This window comes from Spirillospora sp. NPDC048824 (assembly GCF_043198455.1).
In the GTDB taxonomy this organism is placed as follows: domain Bacteria; phylum Actinomycetota; class Actinomycetes; order Streptosporangiales; family Streptosporangiaceae; genus Spirillospora.
On sequence record NZ_JBICUS010000002.1, the window covers coordinates 282,005 to 305,094 of the forward strand.

17 protein-coding genes and 1 riboswitch are annotated in these 23,090 nt (G+C 72.4%); of the genes, 8 read left to right on the top strand and 9 right to left on the bottom strand.

Going from position 1 to position 23,090, the window contains the following annotated elements:
- Positions 1–103: 103 nt before the first annotated feature.
- The 5 genes from ACGFIS_RS04800 (at position 104) to ACGFIS_RS04820 (ending at position 6,886) form a co-directional block, all read left to right on the top strand.
- Positions 104–595 carry a DUF4282 domain-containing protein gene (locus ACGFIS_RS04800; RefSeq protein WP_392900426.1) on the top strand — a complete coding sequence of 164 codons (492 nt, stop codon included), beginning with the start codon at positions 104–106 and terminating at the stop codon, positions 593–595.
- Between the two features lie 12 nt (positions 596–607).
- Positions 608–2,965, top strand: a complete 2,358-nt coding sequence (locus ACGFIS_RS04805) for a protein kinase (RefSeq protein WP_392900423.1) — start codon at positions 608–610, stop codon at positions 2,963–2,965.
- Entirely contained in the window at positions 2,962–4,104 is a 1,143-nt protein-coding gene (locus ACGFIS_RS04810; protein ID WP_392900420.1) for a response regulator receiver protein, read from the top strand. The genes ACGFIS_RS04805 and ACGFIS_RS04810 overlap by 4 nt, the downstream gene beginning before the upstream one ends.
- Positions 4,105–4,208: 104 nt before the next feature.
- Positions 4,209–6,140, top strand: a complete 1,932-nt coding sequence (locus tag ACGFIS_RS04815; protein WP_392900417.1) for an AAA family ATPase — start codon at positions 4,209–4,211, stop codon at positions 6,138–6,140.
- Between the two features lie 68 nt (positions 6,141–6,208).
- Entirely contained in the window at positions 6,209–6,886 is a 678-nt protein-coding gene (locus ACGFIS_RS04820; protein ID WP_392969586.1) for a 4Fe-4S single cluster domain-containing protein, read from the top strand.
- On the opposite strand, the gene ACGFIS_RS04825 is transcribed toward ACGFIS_RS04820, so the two are convergent.
- Positions 6,790–7,755, bottom strand: a complete 966-nt coding sequence (locus ACGFIS_RS04825) for a hypothetical protein (RefSeq protein ID WP_392969589.1) — start codon at positions 7,753–7,755, stop codon at positions 6,790–6,792. The two genes, ACGFIS_RS04820 and ACGFIS_RS04825, sit on opposite strands and share 97 nt — an antisense overlap.
- Here ACGFIS_RS04825 and ACGFIS_RS04830 point away from each other — a divergent pair.
- Positions 7,741–8,226 (top strand): FHA domain-containing protein, encoded by a 486-nt coding sequence (locus ACGFIS_RS04830; protein ID WP_392900408.1) that lies wholly within the window; start codon positions 7,741–7,743, stop codon positions 8,224–8,226. The two genes, ACGFIS_RS04825 and ACGFIS_RS04830, sit on opposite strands and share 15 nt — an antisense overlap.
- Before the next feature lie 139 nt (positions 8,227–8,365).
- Here ACGFIS_RS04830 and typA read toward each other — a convergent pair whose 3' ends face one another.
- Entirely contained in the window at positions 8,366–10,219 is a 1,854-nt protein-coding gene (typA, locus tag ACGFIS_RS04835) for a translational GTPase TypA (protein WP_392900405.1), read from the bottom strand.
- Between the two features lie 192 nt (positions 10,220–10,411).
- A riboswitch (cyclic di-AMP (ydaO/yuaA leader) is annotated at positions 10,412–10,546 on the top strand.
- Positions 10,547–10,553: 7 nt separating this feature from the next.
- Between typA and ACGFIS_RS04840 the strand changes: the two genes are divergently transcribed.
- Complete coding sequence (locus ACGFIS_RS04840; RefSeq protein WP_392969592.1) at positions 10,554–11,567, top strand: NlpC/P60 family protein; 1,014 nt, start codon at positions 10,554–10,556, stop codon at positions 11,565–11,567.
- Between the two features lie 284 nt (positions 11,568–11,851).
- Here ACGFIS_RS04840 and ACGFIS_RS04845 read toward each other — a convergent pair whose 3' ends face one another.
- A complete protein-coding gene (locus ACGFIS_RS04845; RefSeq protein WP_392900400.1) occupies positions 11,852–12,244 on the bottom strand; it encodes a (deoxy)nucleoside triphosphate pyrophosphohydrolase in 393 nt (130 codons plus the stop codon).
- Positions 12,245–12,275: 31 nt separating this feature from the next.
- The gene (locus tag ACGFIS_RS04850) at positions 12,276–13,052 is read right to left on the bottom strand and encodes a Mut7-C RNAse domain-containing protein (protein ID WP_392900397.1); all 777 of its coding nucleotides are present in this window, start codon (positions 13,050–13,052) and stop codon (positions 12,276–12,278) included.
- Between the two features lie 138 nt (positions 13,053–13,190).
- Between ACGFIS_RS04850 and ACGFIS_RS04855 the strand changes: the two genes are divergently transcribed.
- Complete coding sequence (locus ACGFIS_RS04855) at positions 13,191–13,313, top strand: hypothetical protein (protein WP_392900395.1); 123 nt, start codon at positions 13,191–13,193, stop codon at positions 13,311–13,313.
- A 24-nt stretch (positions 13,314–13,337) separates the two neighbouring features.
- Here ACGFIS_RS04855 and ACGFIS_RS04860 read toward each other — a convergent pair whose 3' ends face one another.
- From ACGFIS_RS04860 to ACGFIS_RS04880, 5 genes are all read right to left on the bottom strand, one after another.
- On the bottom strand, positions 13,338–14,396 hold the full coding sequence (locus ACGFIS_RS04860; protein WP_392900393.1) for an NlpC/P60 family protein: 1,059 nt from the start codon (positions 14,394–14,396) through the stop codon (positions 13,338–13,340).
- Positions 14,393–15,025, bottom strand: a complete 633-nt coding sequence (locus ACGFIS_RS04865) for a hypothetical protein (protein WP_392969595.1) — start codon at positions 15,023–15,025, stop codon at positions 14,393–14,395. The genes ACGFIS_RS04860 and ACGFIS_RS04865 overlap by 4 nt, the downstream gene beginning before the upstream one ends.
- Before the next feature lie 42 nt (positions 15,026–15,067).
- On the bottom strand, positions 15,068–17,593 hold the full coding sequence (locus tag ACGFIS_RS04870; RefSeq protein WP_392900389.1) for a type IV secretion system protein: 2,526 nt from the start codon (positions 17,591–17,593) through the stop codon (positions 15,068–15,070).
- The gene (locus ACGFIS_RS04875) at positions 17,590–20,079 is read right to left on the bottom strand and encodes an ATP-binding protein (protein ID WP_392900387.1); all 2,490 of its coding nucleotides are present in this window, start codon (positions 20,077–20,079) and stop codon (positions 17,590–17,592) included. Before ACGFIS_RS04875 ends, ACGFIS_RS04870 begins: the two co-directional genes overlap by 4 nt.
- Positions 20,080–20,236: 157 nt before the next feature.
- On the bottom strand, positions 20,237–23,089 hold the full coding sequence (locus ACGFIS_RS04880) for a TcpE family conjugal transfer membrane protein (RefSeq protein WP_392969598.1): 2,853 nt from the start codon (positions 23,087–23,089) through the stop codon (positions 20,237–20,239).
- Position 23,090: the final 1 nt, after the last annotated feature.

The window sequence follows — 23,090 nt, forward strand, 5'->3', positions numbered from 1 at the left end:
CCCGGTCTCCGTGGACGCCGTCGCCGCGCGGCTCGTTCCGGCGCGGGGCCGGGCGCAGGCTCTAGAGTCTCCTTGTAGGCGGCCCCAGACTGGAGCGACGGAGATGACGAACCCACCCGACCCCGGTTACCCACAGCGCCCGCCGGCGCCCGAGCAGCCGGGGGGCCCGGGTGGCCAGTACGGCCCGCCGCCCCAGCCGCAGCAGCCGGGCGGGATCCCCGGCCCCCGGCCGCCCGGCCCGGCGTACGGGCCGCAGGACCAGCAGCAGGGCTGGACGCCTCCCCCGCGTGATCCGACGGACAAGGGCGTGTTCGCGGCGTTGTTCGACATGAATTTCGACCACATGATCACCACCAGGCTCATCAAGATCGTCTACGTGATCGCGCTGGCCCTGATCACCCTGGTGGCGCTCTCCGTGGCGGGGTACGGGCTGGCGTGGCTCGCACAGGGCGCGACGTTCCTCGCGCTCCTGCTGCTCGTCGCGGCTCCGTTCCTGTGGGTGCTCCAGCTGCTGGCGGTCCGGATCTTCATGGAGTTCATGATCAACCAGTTCAAGATCAGCGAGTATCTGCGGGCCATCAAGGACAAGGACTAGACGGAGCCGACGGTGGGCGAGTTCGACGGGACCGGGCCCGGTGGCGGTCCCCCACCACGGGACACGCGGCGCGACGCCGGAGCGACGCGGCGCGAGTCGCGCGTGCCCGGGCCGCGCCCGGCCTCGGAGACGTGGCGGGACGGGGAGGCCGCCGGCGGTTCGCTGATGCGGCTCCCCGCGGTGCTCGGCGAGCGCTACGAGGCGGTCGCGGAGCTGCCGGTGCAGGGCGCCGAGTCGGATCTGCTGCTGGTGCGGGACGCGCGGGGCGACGAGTACGTGGCGAAGATCTTCCGCCGCGGGTACAACGCCGACCGGGAGGTGTGGGCCAAGCTGCCCGCGCTGGAATCACCGCACGTGCTGCGGATCCTGGAGACCGGGCATGCGGACGGGCGCGACTACGAGGTCGCCGCGTACGCGCCGGACGGCAATCTGCGGGCGCTGATGCAGGAGGGGCCGCTGCCGGCAGGGACGGCCGGTGAGATCGCGGCGCAGCTCGCGGCGGGGCTGACGGCGCTGCACCGGGCGGGCATCGTCCATCGTGACCTGAAACCGGAGAACGTCCTGGTGCTGGGCACCGAGCCGGTGCGGCTGGCGATCGCCGACTTCGGGCTGAGCAAGGTGCTCGACCAGAGCGTGGTGTTCGCGTCGTCGTCGCGGACGCTGGCCTACGCGGCGCCCGAGTCGCTGTCGGGCCAGGTGTCGCCCGCCCGTGACTGGTGGTCGCTCGGCATGATCGTCCGGGAGCTGGCCACGGGCCGGGCGCCCTTCGAGGGCCTGAGCGAGACCGTCGTGGTCGACCATCTGGCGACGCGTCCGGTGAGCGCGGACGACGTCGGCGACCCGAGGCTGCGGCTGCTGTGCCGGGGCCTGCTGGCCCGCGACCCGCGCAGAAGGTGGACGGGCGAGCAGGTCGGCGAGTGGCTGGACGGCGGTTCGCCGCACGTCGCCGAGGAGAGCGTCCAAGCGGAGGCGGGCAGCGGCCTCCCGTTCAGGGGACACCGCTACACCCGCCGGGACGAGCTGGCCCGCGCGCTCGTCGAGCACTGGGACCACGCCGCACAGTACTTCTTCGGCCGCGGAGAGTCGGGCGAGGCGTGGCGGAGCCTGCGCGAGTGGCTCGCGGAGATTCCGGACGACGGCCGCATCGGGCTCGTCGACGGCTACCTCATGACGGCTCTGCCCCCGGACGTGAAACTGCTGCATCTGGTGCGGTGGCTGGATCCGGCACTCCCCCCGCATTTCCTCGGGCGGCGGCTGACCGCCGGCGACCTGTCCGGCCTCGCCGTCCTCGCCGACGATCGCCGCCATGCCGACCATCGCACCGCCTGCCTCATCGGGCGGGCGCTCTGGGAGCACCACCTCCTGCACGTCCTGGCCGGGTTCGAGACCGGGGAGGACCTGGCCCGGGTCGACGACCAGTGGCGCGCCCATGTGTCGGCCTGGAACGATCTGGCGCGCTGGCTGCGCGACCAGGACTCGATGCCGCAGGGCCTCGCGAGGCGGCTGCCCGACGCCGGGTCCGAGGAGCCGCCCGCCGTCCTGCTCACGCTGCTCGCCCTGGCCGCGCGTCCCGCCGAGACGCACCGGCTCCTCGCCGAGGGCGCGGCGCGGGCGCGCGAGTCGATCGCCGAGCCGGTGCCGTGGTTCACGTGGCTGGCGGACGGCGCGGGCGACGATCCGCTGCGGCTGCTCGCGGTGACGCTCGCCGCGGCCGAGGCCGCCGTGGAGACCGAGGCGCGGGCACGCGAGCGGAGTGCCGCGCGGCAGCGGGACGAGGCGCTCCGCGCGCATTGGGAGGAGCGGGAACGGCAGCGGCTCGCCGGACGCGGTTCGGCGGTGACGCGGGCCGTGCTCTGGACGGTGCCGTTCCTGTTCCTCTGGCTACTCGGAAGCTGGGTGGTGGGCTCCCTGTTCGGCGGCGGCGGCGATGAGGGAACGGCCTCCGTCGGACTGCAGAAATCGTCCTCGGGCGTCTCGTTCGGCGTCCTGGCCGTCTTCTCCGTGCTCGCCTGGGCGGTCCACTGCGGCAGCGAAGTCTTCTTGGCGCGCGCGCAGGGCACGGACTATCTGCCCCAGGGGCCGTGGTCCATGATCTCCGGTTTCCTCGGCGCGAGCGGCCGCGGCCTGTCGAAGGCGTCTCAGACGATGACGGGCGCGGCGCAGAGCACCGGGCGGCGCGGTTGCGGGTTCCTGCTGCTCGCCGGGACGATTCCGCTGCTGCTGCTCTTGCTCCTGTTCGGGGCGCTGTCGTCCATCGCGAGCATGCTGTGGCTTCTCCTGCTCATCGTGGGGCCCGCCGCACACGCCGTGGGGGCGGGCGTCCGGCTGCACCAATGGCGCCAGGCGCGGACGACCGGAGGGACCTCGTGAGCAGCGGGATCGAAGCGGAGGTCGTCCTGGACGCCGCGGTGGTGCTCAGCCTGGGCATGAACCGTGTTCTCGGCGGCGGGGCGGGGCTGGCGGGGCGGGGCGCCGAGGCGCTCGCCGCGCTCGCCGCGGGACGCGCCGAGGCGCGGGCGGCGGCCCTGGCCGAGGTCGAGACCCACGAGCGGGCCCTGCGCGAGGTCGTGGAGCGCAACGCCCGCATCGCGGCGCTCGCCGAGACCGGTGCGAAGATCGGCGCGGAGGTGGCGCTTCCCGGGCGGCTCCAGCCCGGCGAGCAGTCCGCCGAGGAGCTGACCGCCTGGTGCGCCGCCACGGACCCCGTCCTGGACGCGGCCGAACGGAGCCTGTCGGAGCATCTCGCCGCCCAGGTCACCGCGCAGATCTTCACGGCCCCCGCCGAAGGCCTCCGGGCCGACACGGAGCGGAGCGCGCCGCCGCCGTCCCCAGAGGACGACGTCCGGGCGGACGACATCCGGACCGACCTCGAAAGGATCATGACGCGGCTGCTGCCCGACGTGGCCGAGGCGGAGCGGCGGGCGGTCGCGGAGGCCGCGGGGCTGCTCGCCGGGATCGGGACGGCGGAGGAGGCCGAGGGCGTCCTGCAAGAGGTGCGGCTGCGGATCCAGGCCGCCAACCGCCGCACCGAGGAGCACCGGGAGCAGGAGCGGCGCCGGGCCGCCGAACGCGACGCCGCCGAGCAGGCGGAGGCCGAGCGCCGCTACGTCCTCGACTCGATCACCACGGCGTTCGAGGACATGGGGTACGAGGTCCAGGCCGGGTTCGAGACGTTGACGGCGGAGGACGGCACCCTGACCCTGACGAAGGGCGGCTGGCCCGACCACAGCGTGCGGATGCGGGTCGACGACGCCGCGCACGTGCGGGCGTCGATGGTGCGCGAGCGGCCCGCGGAGAGCGAGGACGACCGGCGGGTGGACGTGGAGCGGGAGCAGGAGTGGTGTGAGGCGTTCGAGGCCGCCAGGGGCCGGCTGGCGGACGCCGGGGTCCGCTCGGACGTGGCGTGGCGGCTGGAGCCCGGGGTCCGCGAGCTGCCCGTTTCGGCCGGGCCGGGGCAGACTAGGGGCCGTGCGGGCCAACGCGAACGCCACCGGGAGCGTCACAAGTGAAGTGCCGGAACACGCCCGGGGGCGTGATCGGAGCGGAGCGGAGTTTCGGATGAGCGGTGTGAACCGGGGGGTGCGGGGGTTCGTCACCCCGCGAGGGAGTGTGCATGAGCATTGAATCGCCGACGCTCGGGGGGCGGCTGCAGGGCTGGCCGCCGTTCATCCGGGAGCTGGACGCGACCCTTTCGGTGCACTCCCAGTACGTCCTGTCGGGCAACCTGTACGACAGCTTCCTCGCGCCGCCGCTGGAGGGCGGCGGGGTGGCGCGGCTGCTGCCGCTGCGCATGCTTCTGTGGGAGACGCTGCGGTCCAGCGGCGCGGACTGCATGATCGTGTACGACCCGGTGGACGGCCTGCAGGTCTATCCGGGTGGCGGCGACGTGGGCGCGGACGATGCGGCCCAGGCGGCCGAGCGGCTGCTCGGCAAGATCAAGGCCGATGACAAGCCGTCGCTGGAGGGGCTGACCCGGCATCTGGCCGCGGTGGCCCGGCCGAAGGAGAACATCCGCGCCGCGTTCGTGATCGACTCGGCGTCCCGGATCGCCCGGAGCCCGACGGATCTGGAGCCCGCCGAACGCGACTTCTTCCGCGTCTGCGCGAAGCTGTCGCGCAGCGCCCGGCCCGTCCGGGTGACGGGGCCGCGGCCGAAGCCGCTCTACAACCCGATCGTGTGGCTGGTGGAGCGGCCCGGTGACCTGCCGCCGTGGCTGACGACCGACAACGAGTCCATCCGCGAGATCACGATCCCGCGCCCGCATCTCGGTGACCGGCAGGAGACCGCGCGGCTGCTGGCCCGTGCGTTCGGGGTGAGCGACGTCGGGGCGGACGAGGTGGCCGCGGCGGCGTGTGACGCGTTCGCCGAGCAGGCCGACGGGCTCACCCTCCAGTCGATGATCGAGGTGACCCGGCTGGCCAAGGAGCGGAACGTCGACCTGGCCGATCTGCCGGACGCGGTCCGCACCTACAAGCTCGGCGTGCTCGACAACCCGTGGAGCCGCGGCCACCTGCGGCGCCGCGTGCTGGAGGGCGAGAAGCGCGTTCCGGATCGGGTGATCGGGCAGCCGCAGGCGGTCACCAAGACCCTCGACATACTGAAGCGGGCGGTGCTCGGGCTGTCGGGCGCGCAGGCGACCCGGTCCGGCAGCCGTCCGCGCGGGGTGCTGTTCTTCGCGGGCCCGACCGGTACCGGCAAGACGGAGCTGGCCAAGGCGATCACCGAGCTGGTCTTCGGGGACGAGTCGGCCTATCTCCGGTTCGACATGAGCGAGTTCTCCGGCGAGGGCTCCGGCGACCGGCTGATCGGGTCGCCGCCCGGGTACGTGGGCCACGAGGCGGGCGGGGAGCTGACCAACGCCGTCCGCGAGGACCCGTTCCGGGTGATCCTCTTCGACGAGATCGAGAAGGCGCACCCGCGGATCCTGGACAAGTTCCTGCAGATCCTGGAGGACGGCAGGCTCACCGACGGGCGCGGCAACACCGTGCACTTCTCCGAGTCGATCCTGATCTTCACCTCGAACCTCGGGATGTTCGTCCCCGGCCGCGACCTGACGACCCGCGACGCGCCGGCGCACGGTGCGGCCGACAGGTTCTCGGTGGACAGAGTGCAGAACATCACACCGGGAATGTCGTACGAGGAGGTCGAGCAGCGCATCAAGAGCGCCGTCGCCGACCATTTCACCGAGGTGCTCAACCGGCCGGAGCTGCTCAACCGGTTCGGCGACAACATCGTGGTGTTCGACTTCATCTCCGGCGAGGCGGCACAGAAGATCTTCGACCTGCAGTTCGCGAACATCTGCAGGCGGGTGACCGACGAGCACCGGCTCGTCCTCGCCGTGAAGAGCGAGCCGCTGGAGACGCTCCGGGGGTGGTGCACCGAGGAGCTGGCCAAGGGCGGCCGCGGCATCGGCATGGCGCTGGAGTCGCACTTCGTCAACCCGCTGGCGCGCGCGCTGTTCGACCGTGAGCTCGTACCGGACGAGAAGGTCACCGTGACGGGAATCCGGCGCGAGGGCAGCATCGTCCATCTGGATCTCCAGTGACGTCCGGCCGTCCGGTGGCCGGAGGCGGCCCGGAGGAGACGCTGCTTCTCGCCAAGGCGCACTATCCGGTGACCACACTCGGCCCGGGTACCCGCGCGGGCATCTGGACGCAGGGGTGCACGCTGCACTGCCATGGCTGCCTGTCGCGGGACACGTGGGACGCCGACCCGGGCAGGGCCGTCCCCGTCGAGGCGGTGCTCGGCTGGCTGGACTCCCTGCCGGGACCGGTCGATGGGGTCACCGTCTCCGGTGGTGAGCCGTTCCAGCAGCCGGGCGCGCTGGCGGCTCTGCTGAGGGGGATCCGCGCGTGGCGAGACGACCGCGACCGTGAGACGATTGAGGTGGACATATTGGTTTACAGCGGATATGTCTACTCTCGGCTCGCCCGCATCGGAGAGACGCGCGAGATCCTGGGCATGTGCGATGCCGTGATCACGGGCCCGTACGTCGACCGGCTCAACCCTGGGGGGCGACACCCCGAGGGTGGCTCTCTACTCTGGAGAGGGTCGGCTAACCAGCGCGTCGTACCGCTGTCCTCACTGGGACGCGAACGGTACGGGGCACTGGCCGACATCGGGAAGACTGGAGATGAAACAGGGCCCCGAGTACAGGTGTCCGTGGACGAAGGGCCGGAGGGAAGGCGGGTGTACTACATCGGGATCCCGCGAAGGGGTGACATGGAGCACCTCACGTCGAGGCTCGACCGCGCCGGGGTGCGCTCGGGGGATGTGTCATGGCGACCTTGAACTGTCCTGTCTGTGACGAGCCGTTCCAGCAGGGAGACCTGCTGTGCATGAGCTGCGGGGCCAACCTGGCCCGCGCCGGCGGCGGCGCCCACCGGCAGGCACCGGGCGGGTACGACGACCAGCAGCGGCAGGGCTACCCGCCGCAGGGGGCGCAGGGCGGCCAGCCGTACGGAGCCCCGCCGCAGCACGGCCAGCCGTACCAGCAGGCGCCCCAGCACGACCCCTACCAGCAGCAGGCGCCCCAGCAGCAGGCCCCTCACCAGCCGCCGGGCCCGCCCGGCCAGTCGCAGGACCCGTGGGGGCCGCCGCAGCAACAGCAGCCGCAGCAGGACCCGTGGGGAGCGCCGCCCGTGCCCCAGGCTCCCGATCAGCACGGGCAGCCCCAGCACGGTCAGGCTCAGCACGGTCAGGCTCAGCACGGTCAGGCTCAGCACGGTCAGGCTCAGCACGGTCAGCCCCAGTACGGTCAGGCTCAGCACGGCCAGCCCCAGAACCAGCAGCACGGGGGTCAGCCGCAGCATGGCGGCGGCCAGCCGCCGATGCCGCAGCAGCAGGCGCCCGGGGACCCGTGGGGAATGCCCCAGCAGCAACCGCAGCAGCAAGACCCGTGGGGGCCTCCGCAGGGGCAGCAACAGCAGCCTCCGATGCCCGACCAGTACCAGCAGCCGGAGCAGCAGTACCCCCCGCAGGACCAGCAGTTCCCACCGCCCCAGGACCAGTACCAGCAGCGAGAGCCGCAGTACCCGCCGCAGGACCAGTACCAGCAGCAGGACCAGTACGGTGTGCCGCAGCCCGGCCCGGCCGACCACCAGTTCGGCCAGCCGCCTCAGCAGCACGGCGGCGGACAGCCGCCGATGCCGCCACCGCACGGCCGTGAGGCGACGCTGCTGCCGCCCGACCACAACCAGGGCCAGCAGCGTCCACCGGCCCCGGACAGCACGGCGTTCATGTGCCCCTACTGCGAGGCGGTGCTGAGCAACCCCGGCGCCGCGCAGTGCGACTCGTGCCTGCGCCCGCTGCCGCAGAAGGGCACGCCCATCCTGCGTGTGATGTTCCCCACGGGCGAGCTGAAGGTCTCCGTCGGGCAGCACCTGGTGCTCGGCCGGGACGCGGGCCAGTCGCCGGTGGCGGCCACGTTCACGCAGTACGACAACGTGTCGCGCCGCCACTCCACCGTGTGGCTCGACCCGTCCGGGACTGCGTGGGTGCGTGACGAGGGCTCCACCAACGGGACGTTCGTCAACGGCGAACGGCTCCCGCGCGGCGTGGAGGCCCCCCTCCGCAACGGGGACCAGCTTCGCCTGGCCGCCGACGTCACCGGGACCGTCCAGCTGAACTGAGCAGCACGGCAAAGGGCGGCCCCGCGGTTCTCACGACCGCGGGGCCGCCCTTTGTCTTCCGCCTGCCCGTCGCCTCGCCGGACCGCCGTGCTGCGCGACCGCCGCGCCGAGGGACGCCGCGCCGAGGGACGGAGACGAACTAGCCGGCGCGCTTGGTGCGGGCGCGCGTGCGCTCGCGCTCCTTCGCGGCCAGCACGACCTTGCGGATGCGGACGGCGCCCGGGGTGACCTCGACGCACTCGTCCTCGCGGCAGAACTCCAGGGCCTCCTCCAGCGACAGCAGCCGCGGCGGGGTGAGCCGCTCCAGCTCGTCACCGGTGGACGACCGCATGTTCGTGAGCTTCTTCTCCTTGGTGATGTTGACGTCCATGTCGTCGGCCCGGGAGTTCTCCCCGACGATCATGCCCTCGTACACCTCGGTCGTCGGCCCGACGAAGAACGTGCCGCGGTCCTGCAGGTTCGTGATCGCGTACGCGGTGGCGGCGCCGGAGCGGTCGGCGACGAGGGAACCCGACGGACGGGTGCGCAGCTCGCCGAACCAGGGCTCGTACGCCTCGAACACGTGGTGCGCCATGCCGGTGCCGCGGGTCTCGGTCATGAACTCGGTGCGGAACCCGATCAGGGCGCGCGCCGGAACCAGGAACTCCAGCCGGATCCAGCCGGTGCCGTGGTTGGTCATCTGCTCCATGCGGCCCTTGCGGACCGCCAGCAGCTGGGTCACGGCGCCGAGGTGCTCCTCGGGAATGTCGATGGTGAGCCGCTCGACCGGCTCGTGCTTCTTGCCGTCGACGACCTTGACGACCACCTGCGGCTTGCCGACGGTCAGCTCGTAGCCCTCGCGGCGCATGTTCTCGACCAGGATCGCCAGGGCCAGCTCGCCGCGGCCCTGCACCTCCCACGCGTCCGGACGCTCGGTCGGCAGCACCTTGATGGACACGTTGCCCACCAGTTCGCGCTCCAGCCGGTCCTTGACCATCCGGGCGGTGACCTTGGTGCCCTTCTCCCGTCCCGCCATCGGCCCGGTGTTGGTGCCGACCGTCATGGAGATCGCGGGCTCGTCCACGGTGATCAGCGGCAGCGGGCGCGGGTCGTCCGGGTCGGCGATGGTGTCGCCGATCATGATGTCGGGGATGCCGGCGATCGCGATGATGTCGCCGGGCCCCGCCTCCTGCGCGGGCTTGCGGGTGAGCGCGTCGGTCATCAGCAGCTCGGTGATCTTCACCCGCTCGATGCTGCCGTCGTGCCGGCACCAGGCGACCTGCTGGCCCTTCTTGATCGTCCCGGCGTGCACCCGGCACAGCGCGATGCGGCCGAGGTAACTGGAGGCGTCCAGGTTGGTGACGTGCGCCCGCAGCGGGACGTCCGGGTCGAAGGACGGCGCCGGGATCGTCTCGGTGATGACCTTGAACAGCGGCTCCAGGTCGTCGCTGCCGGGCATGGCGCCGTCGGCGGGCTTGTCCAGCGACGCCCGCCCGGCGCGGCCCGACGCGTACACGATCGGGAAGTCGATCTGCTCCTCGTCGGCGTCGAGGTCCATGAACAGCTCGTACGTCTCGTCCACGACCTCGTCGATGCGGGCGTCGGGACGGTCGGTCTTGTTCACGACCAGGATCACCGGCAGCCGCGCGGCGAGCGCCTTGCGCAGCACGAACCGCGTCTGCGGGAGCGGGCCCTCGCTGGCGTCCACCAGCAGGACGACGCCGTCCACCATGGACAGCCCGCGCTCCACCTCACCGCCGAAGTCCGCGTGCCCCGGGGTGTCGATGATGTTGATCGTCAGCCCGTTGTGCCGCACGGCGGTGTTCTTGGCGAGAATGGTGATCCCCTTCTCGCGCTCCAGATCGTCGGAGTCCATCACGCGGTCGTCGACGGTCTGGTTCTCCCGGAAGGCCCCGGACTGCCAGAGCATGGCGTCGACCAGCGTCGTCTTTCCGTGGTCGACGTGGGCGACGATCGCGACGTTCCGGAGGTCATCGCGCGTGGTGATGGGCATGCGGGGCTCGCCTTGGGGTGAGAGTTCGGGATCCGCCGCAGAACACGGCATCGGCCATTCTACTTGCCCGTGCCCGCAACCCGTTCGGCGAAGGCCTCCCCACCGGTCACAGGGACCCCGATTCGCCAACTTTGCTCGTTCTTTGTAATCTTTCCGAGATCCGGTCGTCCGAGGCCCCCTCTCCCCGGGGCTGCGACCGGAGCGCCGAATCTCCCGCGAACGGGAGAGCCGGGGACCCAGGTCCCTGGGGTGAATCGACACACGTCGTAGGGCGACTCCTGGCCCGAACCCGTCAGCTAACCCGGTAGGCGCGCGAGGAGAGGAGAACACCGGCTTGGCACCGGCCCCCCGACGGTGGCGGCGCGTCACGCCCGCCGCCACGGCCACGATGCTCCTGATCGGCCTCGGCGCCACCGCGCCCGTCGCCGCCCACGCCACGTCGCCGTTCCAGCTCGCCGCCGCGACCTCCCCGACCCCCACTCCGACGACGGAGGAGGGGCTGCGCAAAAGCCTCGACGCGCTGAACGAAGAGGCCGAGATCCTCACCGAGAAGTACAACAAGACCCGCGTCGACCTGGGCAAGGCCAAGAAGGCCGAGCAGGCCGCCGCCAAGGAGGCCGCGGCGTTGCGCGCCCAGGCCACCCCCGCCCGCGAGCGGCTCGGACGGATGGCGGCCGCGAACTACATGACCGGCGCCCCCGACGTGATCTTCGGTGCCGACGGCTCGGCCGAAGGGCTGGCCGAACGCGCCTACCTGACCCAGAGCCAGATCACCACCGTCCAGGCGCTGCAGAAGCAGATCGAGCAGGCCGAGACCGCGCAGCGCACCGCCGAGGCGAAGAAGGCGCAGGTCGAGAAGGCCGCCGCGGACGCCGAGAAGGCCCGCGAAGCGGCCAGGCAGAAGGTCGCCGAGGTCACGAAGCGGCTGGACAAGCTGACCACCACCCGGGTCAGCGACCCCCGCAGCGGCCTGCGCGCGACCGTGAAGGGATCGGGTGCGCCGGCCGACATGGCCCGCAAGGCGCTCACCAAACTCGGCTCGCCGTACGTGTGGGCCGCCGCCAGGCCGAACAGCTTCGACTGCTCAGGGCTCGTCGTCTGGGCGTACGCCCAGATCGGCAAGCGCGGGCTGCCGCACTACACCGGCGCCCTGTACGGACTCGGTTCCAAGGTCCCCCGGAACCAGCTCCGCTCCGGCGACCTGGTCTACTTCGGCGGCAGCCTCCACCACATGGGCATCTACCTCAGCGACGGCAAGTACCTGCACGCCCCGCAGACCGGTGATGTGGTGAAGATCTCCAAGATGTCCGACCGCTCCGACTACGCCGGCGCGAATCGCATCTCCTGAGAACGTCGGGGGCTTCCCGCGGCGCGGCGGGAAGCCCTCGTCCTTTTTTTGCAGTGCCCTTGGCGGTCGGGCCCTGGAGGGCCCTCCCTTCGGCGGGCACTGCGTGCGATCGCTGCATCGCTCCGGCTCGCCTTGCGGCTCGCTGCGCGATCAGGTTTCTTGCTTCGCTCGAAGCCTGCCTTCGGACGCGATCGCGACGGTTTGGGTCGTCGCGGGGTCGGGGTGGGGGCCGGGGTCGTCCGCCCCTTCGGACGGCGGGCGTCTTGCTTCTGCGGCGGGCCGTCTCAGGTGAGGCCCTGGTGGGCGAGGGCGTCGATTACGGGGAGGTCGCCGGGGAGCCAGGCGACGTCGTACAGCTCGTCCGGGGACAGCCAGCGGAGCGCCAGGTGTTCCAGGGCCTGCGGTTCGCCCTCGGTGATCTGCGCCGTCCACACCCGGAGCACGGCCTGCCCGCTGAGCCGCCAGTCGCCGCCGATCCGGTCTTTCAACCGGATCTTGATGGCGAGCTCCTCGTGGCACTCGCGCACCAGCGCGTCCTCGTCCGTCTCGCCCGGGTCGACCTTCCCGCCGGGCAGCTCCCAGCCGCCCGCCATGTGCGGCGGCTCGGCACGCTGGGCGCTCAGCAACCGCCCGTCGGAAATGATCGCCGCCCCGACCACCACGAGATCGTTCGCCACCGGCTCCTCTTCCCTGTCGTCCCCATCGGCGTCAGACGGCGCTTCCGGCCCGTCCGGTCTCCCGGATGGACTCGACCTGGCGTGTCGCGTCACGGACGATCTCCTCCAGGTGGCCGCCGTGCGCGCCGCGCCAGTAGAGCTGACCGCAGTCGGCGCAGCGGCCGTAGACGTCGTAGCTGCGGCGCGTGCCCAGCTCAAGGTCGCCTTCGATCTCCTGCTTGTCGACCGGGACGAGTTCACCGTTGCAGGCGGTGCAGCGCGTCCACGGGCGGAGCACGGGCGCGAACCGGTCCAGGAGGTCGCGGAGCTGGTCGTCCGGGCGTGAGCCGCGGACGTACGCGCCGAACCACAGTGCGCGGCGGCGGAGGAGCCCGCGGTCCTGGGTGAGCAGGACGCGGCGTTCCTCATTGGCCTGGACGACCAGCGCCGGGTCGTCCATGTCGTTGTGGTAGGCGGTGTCGAGGCCGAGGAGGCGCATCCGCCGGGCCAGCGTGCCCAGGTGCACGTCGAGCAGGAAGCGCGGGGCGGCCTGGCCCGGCTCCAGCGGGACGGGCTGCGGGCGCGGCACCGCCTCCACCCCCACCTCGGCGCCGGGGTCCGGGCGGGCGGCGGGACCGGCCGGTTCACCGTCGACGGTCATCGGACCGGCCTCGGGCAGCGGGACACCGAGCGACTCCACGAGGTGCCCCAGCGTCGAGGTTCCGTCGTAGGCCAGGCGGCTCACGGGCTCGCGCCGCGCGGCGGGCAGGAACATCAGCAGCTCGCCGGCGACTCGGATGGTTATCTCGTGCTCCACGCCGATCAGCATGCCACGCGTCCCGGCGGTTCCCCGCCGCATTTATCGCGTCAGAGGGCCGGGTACGTCGAGCGGGAGGCCAACACGGGGGACGCCCGAAGCCGCTTCGTCCAGCTCACCGAGGAGGGGCTGAGCGTCACCGGGCGTGCGATGGCGGCGTCGCGCGTGGCCCATGAGGAGATCATGGCGGGCGTGCCGCCCGAGGACGTCCGGGACGCCGCCGACGCGCTCCGGGACATCGTGCTGGTCGTCGGCAGGCGCCGGTTCCGGTGACGTCGCCCCGGGCAGGCCGGCGGATCAGCCGCCCGGCCGCCGCGCGGCCAGTTCGCCGACCTTCTTCTGGAAGTCGGGCCGGGCGAGGGGCCGGGTCACGCCCACCCAGTCGGAGCGCTTGTAGGGCTTCACGCCGATCGCCGGGACGCACGTCGAGCAGCTCGCCACGATCATCTTGTTGTCGGCGATCACCATCCCGACATGGCCGGGACTGTTCGACGAGGTCCCCGGACCGGAGTTGAAGAACACCAGGTCGCCGGGCTGCTCGTCACCCTTGTCGATCTTCACGCCGAACGGCCACTGCTGGAAGGTCGTGCGCGGGATGTCGAGGCCGACCTTCCGGTAGGCGGCCTGGAGGAGGCTGGAGCAGTCCCATGCGTCGGGGCCGTTGGCGCCGAACACGTACGGCTTGCCGCGCTGCGCCATCGCGAAGGAGATGATCTGCTTGACGATGTCGCCGGCGTTCGCGGGCAGCTCGTTGTCCTCGCAGTTGACGCCGGTCGCCTGAACGACTTTGAACTCGCCGCCGACGTACCGCTCGGCCCACTCCAGGACGAGGTCGACGTAGTCCCACGAGTGGTTGTAGGCGAAGATCGCGGTCCGCATCCGGTCCGGCGCGCCGGAGTGCTTGAGGTAGTTGGCGGCGGAGGGAATCGCGTCCTCCGGGTCGTAGCGGTCCTTGCGGCCGTCCTCGTTCCCGTCCACCGCGAACGACTTGAACGTCGCCGCGAGGAACTGCATGGGCCCGCCGGCGCCCGCGTAGTTCTCGCCGCTGCTCACGCCCGGGAGCGTCGACCGGCCATGGTCGGTCTCGACCTTGCCGACGGCCGCCAGCACGTTCCACGGAATGCGGTACTTCTCGCCCGCCTTCCGGTAAAGGTCCAGGTAGTTCGAGGGGATGGCCTGCGCGTCGCCGGCCGCTTCGGGCTGCGCCCCGGCCTCGGAGACGTCCACGCATCCGGCGCTCCCGCCACCGAACATGAACCGGTTCGCGCCGAACAGGATCGGAACGAAGGCCAGCCCCGCGAAGAGCGTCGCGGCGACGCCGAGCGCCCCGACGAGCAGCATGCGGCGGACGGTCATCCCGTGTCCCCCGCCTGGCCCACGTCCGCCGGCTGGAAGGCGTACACCCTCAGCGAGCCGCCCTCCCTCGCCACGGTCACCGCGTACCGCTTGCTGTCGCTGCTCTCGGTACCGCCCTCGGTGATCTGCTGCCGGCCGGTCACAACGAACACGATCGAGTTGGCCTCGATGTTGCGCACCTGGTCGATGGTGGCCGTGCTCTCCGCGACGACCTGGTCCCGTCGCCGGTCCTCCAGCAGCCCGGGCGTCGCCGCGTCCCGTTCGAGCTGCGCCTGCAGGTCGCCGGTGACCAGGCCCGACAGCCGCCCCGTGTAGGCCTGGGGCGTCTCGTCGAAGCGGTACGTCCCGTACTCGGCGACGAAGCGGCGCGCCAGGTCGGCGGCGGTGGCGAACTCCGCCCGGGAGAACGGCAGCAGCCGGTAGATGTCGAAGTCACCCGCGTCGACGGTGCCCTCGATCCCCGGTGGCGGTGACGCCGAGCCGGTCGAGGCGCCCGTGGCGGCGGGACTCGGGTCCGGATCGTCCGGCCCGCCCCCGGGCCCGGCGACCGTCAGGTAGACGCCGACGGCGGCGAGCACGACCACGAGCCCTCCGAAGAGAAGCCTGCGCCGGCGGTCGTTCAGGTTCATCGCTGAGTCTTCTTCATCCTTGGGAGGGCTGGTGGGTGAGACTCACTCGTCGTCCCGCTCACCGGACGGCCGGTCCGGTGGACGCAACCAGAACGGAAGCGGCGGGCCCTCCTGCGACTCTCGCCTGCCCCACAGCGGCGGAGGCTTCTGCCGTTCGCCCTGCGGCCGGGACGCCGAGGGTGCGCCGCTCGCATCGGCACGCGGCCGGGGGACGTTCGACCCGCGGTCGCCGGACCGGCCGGACCCACCGCCCGAACCACCCGATCCGCCGCCGGAACCACCGGAGCCGCCACCGGAACCACCGCCCGAGCGTCCGCGTCCGCGGTCGGCGGGACCGGACGAACGCCCGCCGCCACCGAACCAGCCGCCACCACCGGCACCCTTCCCGGAGCCGTTGCCGCCGGACCCGCCGGACGGGCCGCCGGAACCGCCCGAGCCGCCCGATGGGCCGTTGCCGCCAGAGCCGCCAGAGCCGCCAGAGCCTCCGCCTCCGCCTCCGCCGGTGATGCCGCCGCCACCGGTTCCGCCGCGTCCCGTCCACGAGGTCGGGCGGGCGGTCCCCGTGCCGGAGCCCGCACCGGGGGACTTCCTCCCGCCGCCGCCCGCTCTGGCACCGGCGACGCCGCCCGCGACGCCGCCCGGCCGTGCCGCCGCGTCCGCCGCGGCACCACCCGCGGCGCCGCCGTCCGAGCGCTGGTCGCCGAGCGCACCCGCGCGGGACGGCAGGTTCAGCGGAGGAGCACCCCGCCGGGAACGTCCCGCCTGCGCCGCCGCGGCACCCGCGCCGCGCGGCTTGGCCGCGAGCACCGGCGCGTCCTCCGGCGACGGGCCCTCCCCCTCGCCGGCGCCGCCCCGCCGGTCGGCCGCCACCGCCGTTCCCGGAGCCACATCGCCCTGCGTGGCCGGGGCCACCGCCTCGGAGGTCGCCTCCCGCCTGGCCCAGCGGGCCAAACCGGCACCGGCCGCGGCCGGTGCCGCCGAGGCGACCGCCATCGTGCTTCTCCGCGCCTCGGAGACGGACCTGTTGAGCTGTGCCTCGCTCTTCTCCCGCGCCCCCACCGCGCCGTATCCCACCGCGGAGAACAGATGCTGGAACGGCCTGCGGTAGACGAACGCCGCGAACGTCACCAGCGCGATGAGCAGGATCTGCAGACCCCACGGCAGTGCCTCACCGAGGATCAGCCCGTACGCCCACAGCAGCAGCGACAGCACGCCGATCAGCGCCGCCTGTTTGAGCAGCATGGACAGCAGCAACTCCAGCCATCGGATGGCGATCACCCGTCCGATGCCGGGATGGATTCCTATCCCGAGGAAGATCGGCCCCGCCACCAGCAGCAGCAGGAACGCGATCTTCACCACGATCAGCGCGATGGCGATGACCATGATGAGGATGCCCGCGATGAGCGCCGCGAACAGGCCGCCGAACGCGACCGCCAGCCGGTTCTCCCAGTTCTTGCCTTGGAAGAGCGCGTATGTCTCGGGATGCTCCTCCTTGATGTTCGCGGCCACGTCCTTGTATGCCTCGGCCTTCTTCCCGAGGTCGGCCTCGTTGTTGGGGCCGTGCGTCTCGGGCAGGTCGACCGCCTGCGACCAGAGGAGCTTGTCGGCGTTCTCCTTGACGATCTTCGCGTTGGGATCGGTGGTGCCGAACTCACCCTGCAGCCACGGCTTGCAGACCAGGGCCACCCAGAGCCTGTTCGCGTTGCGGGATGTCTCGTCCAGGTTCTCCGACGTGGCCGGATCCGGTTTGCCGTCGGGTCTCGGGATGCATATTCCGCCCTCGGTGTTGCTCTGCGGCAACGCGGCGTTGAACGCGGCGCTCGTCGCCTCCGACGTCTGCGTCCCGAGCGTGGTGAAGTCCGACGGCCGCGCGATCAGCCAGACGAGCGCCACCATCGCGACGACCATCCAGATCACGCCCTCGGTGACCTTGCTCGCCCGCTTGCGGACGAGGCCCCACCAGGCCAGCCACATCGCACCGAGGATGACCACCCAGGACCAGTAGCGCGCGTTGAACGTCTCGCCCATGTCGCTGATGACGCCGTCGACGGTGTCCTTCAGCCAGTCGAGCAGCGACGGCGACGCGGCCGCCTGGTAGACGCTGATCGTGGTCCGGTCGACCGCCCGGACGAGCGTGAACACGGTGTTGGCGATGGCGTTGCCCGTCATCGCCATCGCGTCCGAGCAGCCCATGTCGACCGCGTACCAGGACTGCCCGGCCATGCCGTACCGGTCGTAGTAGGTCAGGTTCTCGACCGGGGTGTTCCGCAGCTTCTCGCTCGGGTAGTCCGGCGGCTTGATCATGCCGTCCGTCCCCGAGCCGTACCGCTCCGGCGCCGGGTTGTCCGCCGGGCTGCACAGGTCGTTCGGAGTCCACGGGTCCGGGATCGACGCCGACGCGGGCGACAGCGGGCCCAGCATGAACAGCGACATGAAGAGCAGGAGCATCACGGAGCGGCGCGTGCGCGGGCGCCGCCGGCGCCGGGTCCGGCGGTCGAGGACCGCGCGGTCGAGCCCTTCGCCGGGTGAGCGCTGCAGGCGCGCCATCCGGCCGCGGGGACCCCTCATCGACTGACCTCCTCGACCTCGGCCCCCGCGGCGGTGAGTTCGGACGGACCCGGATGCGACCGGGTCGGGTTGGTGTCCAGCCAACGCTGCAGTTCCTCGGAGATCAGGTCGACGCCGATGCGCCCCGCTCGGCCGTCGAGGTCACGGAAAACGCACTCGCCGTTGCCGAGGTTGCGCAGCACGGCCTTGTGCTCGTCGGACGCCTCCACGCCGAGGAGCGACATGACGTCGCCGACCTCGACGCGTTCGGTGGAACGGAAGCAGAAAACCGACGACAGGCAGTTCGTCACCTGCTCGTTCAGCAGGTCCCCCGCGTTCTGGGAGACCAGGATCAACGCGGTGTTGCGGGACCGTCCCATCCGCGACACCTCGGGCACCAGCTTGGCGCCCTCGGGCGTCGCGGTGATGGCCCACGCCTCGTCCAGGAAGATCGCCTTGGGCAGCCGCCGGTCGAGCCCGTGCATGAGCCGCCGCGCGAACTGCGACACCAGGTACATCAACGCCACCGACAGCCGCTGCTCGTAGGAGTAGTCCTCCCGCGAGATCGCCACGTCCGGGAGGGTCAGGCCGCCGAGCGTGAACACCGTCGTCCACCCCGCGGTGTCGATGCGCTCGCCGCCGGACGGGTCGAAGCACAGCCGCGCCAGATGCATCTCCGACATCGAGCGGAGCACCGCGCCGAGGTTCTTGGACGCCGGATCGTCCATCGCCTCAAGATGGTCGACGACGCGTCCGAGCGAGGGCCGTTCCGCGTTCGCGACCGCGCTGACCGCCTGGATCATCGCGGACTCGCGCTCCTCCGACATCCTCGGCAGCAGCAGCCGCAGCGTCTCGGTCGCCATCATCTTCTTGGTGGCGAGGTCGTCGCCGAACGAGAACGGGTCGAGCAGGCCGGGCGCCGCCGAGCCGAGCGGCAGGATCCGCGCCTGGCGGCCCCGCGACTTCAGCAGCTCCACCAGCGACTCGGCGTCGCCCTTCGGGTCGATCGCCGCGATCGTCACGCCCCGCAGCGCCATCTGGTAGATCAGCAGCAGCGCGAGCGTGGTCTTGCCGCCGCCGGGCTCACCCGTGATCGCCACGGCGGTCGGACGGTTCCGCGCCGCGGCGACGAGCGGGTCGAAGTGCACGATGGCACGGGCCCGGCCGAGCGTCTCGCCGATGTACGGGCCGATCCAGCCCTCGTCGTGCTCGTCGGGACGGTCGCCCAGGTCGACCGTCGCGATCGGCATGCCGCCCGCGATCGTCCGCAGCGGCTGGCGCTGCGCGTAGGCGTTCAGCCTGATCTGGTCGCCGGGCAGCGACTCCAGGAACAGCGAGAACTGGTCGCCGGTCGAGTTGACCACGTCGATGCCGATGTCGCGGTAGTGCTCGACGACCGCGTCCACCCGCTGCGCGAGCAGGTCCTCGGTCGGCGCGGACACGATCAGCCGGTGCCACCCGTACACGAACGGCAGCCGCTCCTTGGTGATGCCGTGCTCCAGCATCCGCGCCGCGTCGATCTGCTCCGCGAGCGCGATCGGCGCCTCCGCGCCCGCCTCCCGGATGTGCTGGTCCATGTCGCGGGCGTGCGCCAGCTTCCGTGAGACGTCCTTGGACGCCTTCGCCGGCGGGATCAGCTTCATCCGCGCGCTGATCTCCACGGGGAACGGGAGGGCGTCGGCGTAGTGGAGCCACGGCTCGCCGTCCGGGAACGGCATCAGGTCCGGGAAGCGCGCGAACGACAGGTACGCGACGTACGACGCGGCCGTGGCGCCGCCGCCCGCACCCGTGAAGTTCGGCTGCTCGACCCTCAGGTAGGAGCGCCCGTTGTGGATGGCGCCCTCGACGAGCGACTCGATCTCGCCCTTGCCCCACGTCCGGCGCGGCACGGCGGACGGCGGCGGATCGGCCAGCGACCCCGACACCGCGTGCTGGAACAGCCACGCCACTTCGGTGGAGGTGGCGTGCCTGGCGTACAGCGCCGATCCGCCGAGTGCGCGCCCGACCCGCTCGGCCTGCTCCGTCCAGCGCGCGATCTCCTTCTTGTCGATCGCGTCGTCGTGGACGCCGAGGACGTTCTCGCTGCGCTTGTAGAAGCCGAGGAACTGCGACAGCACACCGCCGGACAGCTGCGCGCCCATGCCGCGCGGCCCGAGCCGGACCCCGAGGTAGACCTCTTTGGTCCAGAAGTCCTTGGCCCACACATGCGCGTAGGTTTCCTCCAGGTACTCCCGCCACCCGGGCCCGGCGTCGGACGTGCGGTCCAGCGCCAGTGCCCAGTCCGCCGCCGGGTACGTCCGGTGCGCGATCCGCAGATGCACCTCGGCGTCCTGCATCCGGATGCCGGCGAGCGCGATGGTGATGTTGGTGGCGAGCGCCTCGCGCTCCTCCCCGGTGGTGAACTCGTACGACACCGTGGGCAGCCGGAAGTACGTCCAGGCGGCGGTGTCGGTGAACAGTACGCGGTCGTCGAAGTACCGCACGGCCAGCCTGCTGGACTTGCTCACGCCCTCACCCCCACCGCGGTCCATTGTCCCGGTGCGCCGGCGACCGCGCAGGGTTGCCGGAGAGAGTCTTTCCCGTCCGGGCGGTCATCCAGGTCAGGCGCGCCCGCCAGCCGCGCCCGGCCCGTCCCGGTCTCCGCTCGATGCCCGCGAGGGGCGCTCATCGGGTGGCCTCCTGCTCCTGCTGAAGCTCCTGGTAACGCTCGGGCATGACGGTGAAACCACCGGCGACCACGCCGGCGAGCGCAAGATAGGCACGCCGCGTCGGCGTCCGCAACGACTTCAGCTCGTTGCGCGGGGCGCGGTCCATGCTCAGATGATCGTCCCATGGAATGCGCACCAGCGCCCGGCAACGCCCCCGCGCCACGGCCTCGGCCTGCTCGACGTCGTCCATGCTGCGGCGGCTCACCCCGTTGATGACCGTCACCGCACGGGACCGCAGTTCCTCGTAGCCGTGCCCGTCGAGCCACTCGAACGTCATCGCGACGGCGCGCGGCGCGTCGGCGCTGGCCGGTGCGACGAGCACGATCTGGTCGGCGTACGGCAGGACGCGCGCGACCACCGCGGCCGCCGAGTCGAGTAGCGTCACCGAATAGAACTTGTCGATGGTGCGGATCGCCAGCGCGTAGTCGCGGTCGTCGAGCGCCTGCAGCGGGTTCTTGCCCGCCGCGATCACATCGAGGCCCGACTTGGCCTGCGAGGTGTACCGGCGCATCGCGGTCAGGCTGCCGACCTGGTCGGCGCGCGTGATGAGCCCGGTCAGCGTCTCGTTGGTGTCGCTGCGCGTCCGGCGCGCCAGCGCGCCCGGCCCGGGGTTCACGTCGATGGCGACGACCGGCTCGCCGTTGTGCTGCGCGAACGTGTGCCCGAGCATCAGCGCGGTCACCGTCTGCCCCGCGCCGCCGGTGCACCCGAGCACGACGACGTGCCGCGTCCCGTGGAACGGCTGCTGCAGCCGCTGCTGGTACTCGGCGTCGACGTCGCCGTGCCCGCCGCCGACGGCGTGGAACAACCGCCGCAGCCCGCCGCCGCTGACCTCGTGCTCGGGATCCGGCGGCGTGATCGCCGGCCCGGACGGCGGCGGCGCGGGCGGCGGCGGCAACGGCCGCGGCCGCATCGGTGAGGCCGGCTGCGACCGCACCTCACGCGGCGGCGCCTGCTCCTCCGCCGGCGGCGGCTGCTCGACGGGGACGGGCCTGGTCTCCGGCGTGTGCCCCGTCTCGGGGGCGGAAGGCCACGCGGAACCGTCCGCCGACGCGGGGCGCGGCGGCTTGGACAGCCCCTCCGACCACGGCCTGGGCGCCTCCATCCGAGGCGGTCCGGGCGCAGGCGGCGCGGGCGGCGGCGCAGCCGCGGGCGGCGGTCCGGCCGCGGGCGGTGGTCCGGCCGCGGGCGGCGGCACAGCCGCGGGCGGCGCGGCCGGGCCGCTCGGCCGCGACCCGAAGGCCCCGGGCACCATGGGAATGTCCGGCCGGGTCGGCCCCGGAACCTGCGGCCGCACCGCAGGCGGCCGCTCGCCCTCCCGCCCGGTCTCCCGCTGCGGCGGCGCCCAGGGCCGCGGCAGATCCCGCCGCGTCTCCCGCACACCGCGGTCGTCGGACGGCGCCTGAGCCGCCGCGGGCGGAACGACCTGCTCCGGCTCCCGCCGCGGAGTGGACTTCTTCTCTCCGGCGACCTTCTTGTCACCGGCCTCACCACCGGACCGCCGCGCCGCGGGCACGCCGTCACCGGAACGCCCGCCGTCCCGGCTCCGCCGCTCCTCGGCCGCGGGCGTCCCCGACTCCTGCCGGACGTCCCGCCGCGGCTCCCCCTCCGACCACACCGGCTCACGACGCTCACGTCCGGCCGCACCGTCCGCGGCCTCAAGCTCACCCGGCTGCCCGGCGTCGCTCACCGGCACATCTCCACCGGAGGCAGGCGGCGGAACCTGGTGCGGCCGCCCGGCGCCGCTCACCGGCGCACCTCCACCCGACGCACGTCCGGGCACCCGGGCACCCGGCTCCTCACCGGAAGCAGGAGGCGGAACCCGGTGCGGCTGGGCGGGGCGGCTCGGTGCTTCTTCGCCGGGCGTTCGCCCGGCCGGCGGGGAGGCCTGGTCTTCACCGGACGCGGGAGGTGCGGGTGTGCCGTTCGCTATCTCCTCGGCGGCCCTGCGGACGTCGGCGCGGGGCCGCTGGGGGATGTCGGGTCGAGTGGGCTGCGGGTCGGCCTGCCAGAACTCGGCGGGGGCGCCGGGGCGGCGGATCCCGGAGGCCAGGGCACGCTTGCCGGACGGCGGGACCTCCAGCCGCGGGGTCGCCGGGGGGTGGTCGAGTTCGGCGGGGACCGGCTGGACATCGTCCTCGTGGGAGATGTCGCGCGTGGTGCGGCGCCACGCTTTGGGCGGTGCCCCCGGGGCCTCGGGGGCGGGGGACGCAACGTCAGGAGCGGGCACGTCGCGGTGGGCGGCGTAGTCGACCAGGGACGGTGGCGCGGAGGCGGTGGTGGGGCGCGCGAGCATGGCCGGTACGGGCATCGCGGCCAGCTGCACTGCGGCCGGCTGGACTGCGGCCGGCTGGGCGGCGGCCGGCTGGGCGGCGGCGGCCTTGCGCTTGCGGCGGGACTTGATCGCCGCACGTTCCACGGCTGCGACGGGGGCGGGGGCCTCGGCGCGGCGCCAGACACGGGCGACGATGACGACCTCGCGGGGTTCCCGGATCGGGGTGAGGCGGCACCAGGTGCGGGGCTCAGCGAGGTAGCGGCTCTGGGAGAGCAGCAGTTCGGTGAGCCTCTTGCCCTCGATGACCGGACGCGTGGCGAGCCAGGTCAGCACGCCCGGCGGGACGATGTACAGGACGTGCCAGGGGGATTCGAAGGGGATCCCGAACAGCCTGAGCAGCAGGATCCAGGGCACGAACACGCCAAGGAACACGCCGATCTGGACGAGCGGCAGCGGCATGGGCAGCCGCAGGTCGTACAGCTTGTACAGCCGCTTCTCGATACGCCAGATGTTCGTGTACGTGGGTAGATCCAAG

Coding starts and splice junctions, on each gene's coding strand:
- ACGFIS_RS04860 (WP_392900393.1), bottom strand. CDS start 14,396: ATGACCGTCCGCCGCATGCTGCTCGTCGGGGCGCTCGGCGTCGCCGCG.
- ACGFIS_RS04865 (WP_392969595.1), bottom strand. CDS start 15,025: ATGAACCTGAACGACCGCCGGCGCAGGCTTCTCTTCGGAGGGCTCGTG.
- ACGFIS_RS04830 (WP_392900408.1), top strand. CDS start 7,741: ATGCCGCCACCGCACGGCCGTGAGGCGACGCTGCTGCCGCCCGACCAC.
- ACGFIS_RS04855 (WP_392900395.1), top strand. CDS start 13,191: ATGGCGGCGTCGCGCGTGGCCCATGAGGAGATCATGGCGGGCGTGCCG.
- ACGFIS_RS04870 (WP_392900389.1), bottom strand. CDS start 17,593: ATGAGGGGTCCCCGCGGCCGGATGGCGCGCCTGCAGCGCTCACCCGGC.
- ACGFIS_RS04815 (WP_392900417.1), top strand. CDS start 4,209: ATGAGCATTGAATCGCCGACGCTCGGGGGGCGGCTGCAGGGCTGGCCG.
- typA (WP_392900405.1), bottom strand. CDS start 10,219: ATGCCCATCACCACGCGCGATGACCTCCGGAACGTCGCGATCGTCGCC.
- ACGFIS_RS04850 (WP_392900397.1), bottom strand. CDS start 13,052: ATGCTGATCGGCGTGGAGCACGAGATAACCATCCGAGTCGCCGGCGAG.
- ACGFIS_RS04800 (WP_392900426.1), top strand. CDS start 104: ATGACGAACCCACCCGACCCCGGTTACCCACAGCGCCCGCCGGCGCCC.